Source organism: Liquorilactobacillus vini DSM 20605, assembly GCF_000255495.1.
GTDB classification, from domain to species: Bacteria; Bacillota; Bacilli; order Lactobacillales; family Lactobacillaceae; genus Liquorilactobacillus; species Liquorilactobacillus vini.
The window spans coordinates 1-6,417 of sequence record NZ_AHYZ01000102.1; the positions used below are offsets into that span (position 1 = coordinate 1).

A 6,417-nucleotide genomic window follows, 5' to 3' on the forward strand; every position below is an offset into this window, starting at 1 on the left:
AATTTTTATGGGAGATCATTACCAGCAGCAAAATAAATGTCATACCATTCTTGACGAGATAATGTAATATCTGCGCCAGCGGCACTATCAATAATGTGTTGCGGATTCATTGTCCCCAGAATTACCTGAATATTAGCTGGGTGACGCAGGATCCAAGCAGTAGCAATTGCATTTTTAGATACTTGATACTTTTGTCCAAGATAGGCTAAAACTTGATTTAAACGCTCAAATTTGGGATTATCAATAAAGGTTCCAGCAAACATACCGTATTGAAAAGGTGACCAAGCTTGAATCGTAATTTTTTTTAAGCGAGCATATTCTAAAATTCCTCCATCATGATCAATACTGCGATTATCTTGCATGTTAACATGTAAACCAGCATCAATCATTCCGGTATGCATAATACTAAACTGCAATTGATTAATTAATAATCGTTGACTTAAGTTATTTTGCAAAAACTCAATTTGCTGCGGATTAAAATTTGAAACTCCAAAGTGCCGAACTTTGCCAGTTCGTTGTAATTCGTCAAAAGCAGCTGCAACTTCACTTGGCTCCATTAACGGATCAGGCCGATGAAGCAAAAAAGAATCTAAGTAATCAATTCCTAAACGTTGCAAAATTCCATCAACAGTTTCAAGCAAATGCTGCTTCGAAAAATCATAGCGTTTGCCAAAAACATAATTACCATGACTGCGCTCGGGGCTTACAATAATGCCCCCCTTGGATTGAATAAACAATTGATCACGGCTAATTCCAGCTAGTTTTCGTGCTTGACAAAAAATTTCTTCTGATTTTCCTTGACCATAAATATCAGCAGAATCAATGTAATTGATGCCAGATTCGACAGCTGTTTTGAGTGTTTTAGCAGCAGCTTGTGGTGTTAGCGTATTCATTCGCATAATTCCTAAAGCAATTGCAGATGTTTTAAAAGAAGTTTCCCCTAGTTTTATTTCTTTCATTAAAACAAGCCTCCTTAAAAATAATCGATTTATTTTAATTGTAAGAAAAAAATAAACGTGGTGCAAATTTTTTGACCACGTTAAAATAAAAAATCTAATTTTGTGCCCGTTGCTTGTATGTGCCATCTGTTGTGTTGATTGTTAAAAGTTCACCTTTTTCAATAAAATCTGGGACCGTGACAACTAAGCCAGTTTCCATTGTTGCTGGTTTACCACCGCTAGCTGCTGTTGCACCTTTAATATTAGGTTCAGTTTCAGCTACTTTTAAGTCAACCGTTGTTGGTAAATCTATACCGATTAATTCGCCTTGGCAAAAGTTGAGTTGAACTTCTAGATTAGGAACTAAATAATTAAATTCGGTTTTAATGGTTTTAACTTGAACCTCATATTGTTCATAAGTTTCCATATCCATAAAATATGCAACATCATCTTGGCGATATAAATACTGAGCAGTTTTTTTGTCAACAATCGCCAATTCGACTTTTTCCGTTGGTCGCATTGTTGTTTGGACAATCGCACCGGAACGAACATCATTGAGCTTCATTTGCATAACGGTGTTGCCCTTGCCGGGTTTGTGATGATTTGTTTCCAATACTTTGATTAATTTTCCATCTTTTTCAAAAATCATGCCGGTTTTTAAATTAATTGCTTCAATCAAATTTACCTCTCCTTTATTTAAACAAAAGTTATCAAAGAAACCAAATCCTCAAACAGGCGGCGGAAGCGGTAAAGCAAACCCAATATCCAGCATGGATCTTCACCAGTCCTTTGCTTTTAAATAGTATACTTCTTATATTATACAACTTTTTTTGCTTACATTTTGAAGAGGTAGATTTTATGATGCGTGTTAAAATAAAATTATAAACAGTGTTTAAGTTAGACAGGAAAAATTATTGGCAAAGGAGAATACAAAATCAGCAATTTAGAATTATTTTTTTCCCAACAGCCGACTGAAATCATTGCCCAGCAGCTCTTGGGAAAGAAAATGATTTATCAGAGTCAAAAAGGTGAAATGGCAGCATTGATCGTTGAAACAGAGGCTTATTTAGGTCAAAAGGATTCAACTGCACATGCTTATCGGGGGCATCGAAGCCCAGCCAATGAAGCTTTATATGGTCCGCCAGGAATGATTTATATTTTTTCATTACGTGGTCGAATGATGCTTAATTTTATTACGCAGCAACGCGAGGTACCTCAAGGAATCCTAATTCGTGGGATTGAGCCGATTATTGGTAAGGAAATAATGAAGAAAAATCGGTTAAAACATGGTTTTGAGTTAACTAATGGTCCCGGAAAATTAACTGAAGCCTTAGGAATTGTCGATCGTACTTTGAATTTAACTCTTTTAAATCAGGGAAGTTTGAAGCTTGATTTGGGCAAAGGCTACCGGCCACAAAAAATTATTAGTGCTCCGCGAGTTGGTGTCAGCCGGCGTGGCTCATGGACTGACAAGCCATTGCGCTTTTTTGTGGCAGGCAATCCGTATGTCTCGCAATTACCTAAGCAACAAATGGACTTAATAAATCATGGTTGGCAGAATTTTTAAGCAGTTTTTAAATTTTTAAAGCGTATAATATAGCTGAATCTAATTTTAAATCAAAAGGAGATTTTTTTTTGCTTACTTTAAAATCACAACGAGAAATTGAAGGTATGGCGCATTCAGGTGCAATTTTAGCAGCAGCTCACAAAATGTTGAAACCTAAATTGCATGTTGGGATGGATACCTGGGAAATTGAACAATTAATTGATAGCTTCATTCAGGCACATGATGCAACTGCTTCAGAAAAGGGAGTTGATGGTTACAAATATGCGACTTGTATCAGTATCAATGATGAAGTTGCCCATGCAACACCGCGGAAGGGCTTAAAATTAAAGAATCATGATCTGGTTAAAGTAGATTTTTGTGTTAATTGGCATGGCTATCAAAGTGATTCAGCCTGGACTTATGTAATCGGTGAATCAACACCTGAGATCGATCACTTGATGGAAGTTACTCATACAGCTTTGTATCTAGGGATTAAGCAGGCTCAGCCAGGTAATCGCATGGGTGATATCGGTTTTGCCATTCAAGATTACGTCGAAAACAAAAATCTTATGGGTGATGTCCGTGAACTGATCGGCCATGGCATTGGACCATCTGTTCATGAAGATCCAGAAGTTTATCATTATGGTGTCAAGCATCATGGCTTGCGATTGCGCCCAGGAATGGTCATTACGATCGAGCCGATGGTTAATGCTGGCGGTGATTGGGGCTTGGAAACTAAAGTCGTACCAGAAACTGGTTGGGAATACTACGTGTCTGCCGATCACAGCTTATCCGCTCAGTATGAACATACTTTGGCGATTACCAAAGATGGTCCGAAGATTTTGACATCGCAAGATCCAATTGGCGATAAAGAATTTTTACTGAAATAAAAATTTGCGAATAAAAAGGGTTTCCTTAAATCAAGAATCAGCTTGGTTTGAGGGAACCCTTTTTGTGACTGTTTATTTCAAATAATCGGTATAGCAGCAATATCAGGATCTTTACTGATCACATCATTCAGATAAAAAGCTTTTGCCAGTTATTCTTCTGTAAATACCTAATAACCAACCATCGATCACTTATAAATAAGTACCTCTTCCGCGGGAAAACTATCTCATCGTAATGAAATAATAAAATGGTAAAGTGCTTTTCTGATAGATAAAACTGATGTTGTTTAAATTAAAATGGATAGATCTTTCGAGCTGCAGATTTTGGTTCTTACTAAAGCTTTTCAAGTTAGGAATGTAGCAACTGACCAACAGATCTTAAATGAGATTAATCGATCATTTTTTGAACGGTCGATTATTAAGTGCTTACTTAGTTTACTTATTTGTTCAACCAGTTTCCCGTATTGATTAGTTATAATATAATTTAATTATTTAAAATTGATTACGTTTTAATTTTACTTTAAAAAAATGCAAAAATTTTCTATCAAGCGTACAGGCAATTTAAAAAGTAAATGCTGTGTCTTTGCTGTGAAGTTGAATGTCTATTAGCAAGACTAATAAATTATAAGAACATTTTTTCTAGAACTTAGGCACTAGAAATGACAACTTGTTTATGACGTTAAGCGTGAATCATTAATCCTGCTCTTTAAATGAATGCGTTGTAAATGTAATGATCAACGCAATTACTGACAGTGCAATTGGTAGATAAACGGCCATGTGCACCCCGGCAGTGAAGGCGCCTTGCGCGTTAGCTTGGCTGGCGGCTTCGCCGATACCAAGTAAACTGGTTGCTAAGGCGGTTGAAATCGCACCGGTGATTTGTTGCAATGTATTCATGATAGTGCTGCCATCGCTTGATGACGCAGGACTCTTTAAGGCACTTAGAGCATGCGTTTGGGATGGTGACATAGCTAGAGGACAGCCAATCATCAAAATGACGTGAGCAACAATTATAAAGGCTACAGTAGTTTGGGTACTGGTCGTCAATAACATAATGGAACCAATTAGTGCAATTAGAAAACCTAACCGTGATAACCATTTAGCACCAAAGTTGTCAAACAGATTACCGGAAACAGCTGAAACAAATGCATTAACAATTCCACCAGGTAACATGATGATCCCCGTCATTGCAACTGGCAACAGCAGCCCTTTTTGCATATACATTGGTAGGATATACATTGTTGACAGAATGATACCGAAGTCCAACATAACCATCAAAGCACCGGTCCGAAATGCTGAGTTAGCGAAGATCTTCAAGTTTAAAATAGGTTCTGCGATGTGTACTTGACGATAGGCATAGATGGCTAATACAATGATTCCAAATAGCAATAGGCCTAGTGAACCCCAGCCCTTTGAACTAGCAAAACTGACGGATATCACGATGCTGGCAAAGCCAACGACGCTCGTTAAGATGGAAATAACATCAATCTTTGGTTTGCTGAGATTACCGACGTTTTCTAATGATGTAAAGGCAAAAATCAGCGCAATCACAAGAAATGGGACGAAAGCCCAGAAAATCCAGTGCCAAGATAGTTTAGCCAGAATCAAACCAGTCAAAGTCGGACCAATGGCGGGAGCAAACATGATGACCATTGTGCAAATCCCCATAGTTGCTCCAAGCTTAGCGGGTGCGGAAACCTGCATGGCAACTGTGAACATTAATGGTAAGAGTAAACCAGTAGCTACCCCTTGAATCATCCGACCGAATAACAGAATCGAAAAACTAGGTGCTAAAGCGGCAATCACTGCACCAACTAGAAAATCCACCAAGCCGAAAATAACGACCTGACGAGTGGAGAACCATTTAGTGATCAAACTGTTTAAAGGGAGAATAATCCCAATGATCAACATATAGCCGGTCACCAACCACTGAACAGTGGCTGTCGAAATGTTCAGACTGGCCATTAATTTTGGCAGGGCGATATTTAATGAGGTTTCACTAAACATTCCGACAAAAGCGCCAATCAGCATACTGGCTATGGCGAGAGCGGGATGCTTGACCAAGACACGGGGCCGCGATGAACTCATTGTTGTTTGTTGTTCCATGAATAAAATAATACCTCTTTCTTAAAGCAGATTTTTTTTCACAATTGGTCATAATACCATAAAAGAATAATCTTTGTAAGATTTTTCAAAAGATTTGAAAATTTTAGTGAAAACGGTTGAAGATATTTGTGTAGAATTTTTTAGTAAGAGAGTTTCAAATAAAAAGAAGTTCGCTGGCTTTCTAATTAGATCAATTAAAAGCAAAGAAAGGTAGTAGACCTCTATGATTGAAACTGGATTAGAAATTATGCAAGTTTTAAAGGGTTTAAATCATTTATTGAAAGCAGAGTTTAAAATTTTTCAATTATTTTCAAGTCCATGGTGTTAAGTAGTTTGGTAATTGGTAGATTGGTAAAGATATTTTAGAATGGTTAAGCTAGAGAAAAAGTCATTTTCTGCAGTTACCGAGAAAAACTTAACACCTGCCTAAAACTAATCGACTTTGATTGAAACTATGGAACAAATAAACCTTTTCTTCTTTAAATCTTTCACTGCAAATTTGCAATCTTTAAAATGGCCGACTGCTAATCAGAAATTAATTAAAGAGATAGGAAAAGCAGATCTAACCGAAATCAATTTTGATTAGGGACCGTATTTTTTTGATTTTTAGCGATCACGACTTTTAAGAAGAGTGATGCGATCAAGGTAATCAGGACAATGATGATGATCATTGTCGAATAGTATTCATTTATCATCAGATGATCAGCAAAACCGATTTGTGCCGTGCTCCAATGAATAAGAGGTACTACCAGAAGCAGTTAACGAGCTAGGGAAGATATTAAGTGATTTAATTGTCGTCGTTTGTAAAATTAAGTTAGAAATAAAAAAGCCATTTGTGGTAGACTTTTGAATATCCCTAATCAAAAGAGAGGTAACCACAAATGATCTATAAACATCTTACCACACCTGAATTAACCTTCATATATAATTTTTGGAAACG

At 37.0% G+C, this 6,417-nt stretch carries 5 protein-coding genes; 2 read left to right on the forward strand and 3 right to left on the reverse strand.

Annotated elements, in window-relative coordinates; translation table 11 throughout:
* Nucleotides 1–5 precede the first annotated feature (5 nt).
* Both ON15_RS06575 and efp read right to left on the reverse strand, forming a co-directional pair.
* Nucleotides 6–959, reverse strand: coding sequence for an aldo/keto reductase (locus ON15_RS06575; RefSeq protein ID WP_010580696.1), 954 nt, complete (start codon nucleotides 957–959; stop codon nucleotides 6–8).
* 94 nt (nucleotides 960–1,053) lie between these two features.
* Nucleotides 1,054–1,617: an elongation factor P gene (efp, locus tag ON15_RS06580; protein WP_010580697.1), complete on the reverse strand. Its 564-nt coding sequence runs from the start codon at nucleotides 1,615–1,617 to the stop codon at nucleotides 1,054–1,056.
* 255 nt (nucleotides 1,618–1,872) lie between these two features.
* Between efp and ON15_RS06585 the strand changes: the two genes are divergently transcribed.
* On the forward strand, nucleotides 1,873–2,505 hold the full coding sequence (locus ON15_RS06585) for a DNA-3-methyladenine glycosylase (RefSeq protein WP_026049523.1): 633 nt from the start codon (nucleotides 1,873–1,875) through the stop codon (nucleotides 2,503–2,505).
* Nucleotides 2,506–2,573: 68 nt separating this feature from the next.
* The gene (map, locus tag ON15_RS06590) at nucleotides 2,574–3,374 is read left to right on the forward strand and encodes a type I methionyl aminopeptidase (RefSeq protein ID WP_010580699.1); all 801 of its coding nucleotides are present in this window, start codon (nucleotides 2,574–2,576) and stop codon (nucleotides 3,372–3,374) included.
* Between the two features lie 690 nt (nucleotides 3,375–4,064).
* Here map and ON15_RS06595 read toward each other — a convergent pair.
* Nucleotides 4,065–5,477, reverse strand: coding sequence for a DHA2 family efflux MFS transporter permease subunit (locus tag ON15_RS06595; protein WP_010580700.1), 1,413 nt, complete (start codon nucleotides 5,475–5,477; stop codon nucleotides 4,065–4,067).
* Between the last annotated feature and the right edge of the window lie 940 nt (nucleotides 5,478–6,417).

What these genes read in the sequence shown, in the direction of transcription:
- ON15_RS06595 (WP_010580700.1), bottom strand. Translation starts at nt 5,477, where the DNA reads ATGGAACAACAAACAACAATGAGTTCATCGCGGCCCCGTGTCTTGGTC.
- ON15_RS06575 (WP_010580696.1), bottom strand. Translation starts at nt 959, where the DNA reads ATGAAAGAAATAAAACTAGGGGAAACTTCTTTTAAAACATCTGCAATT.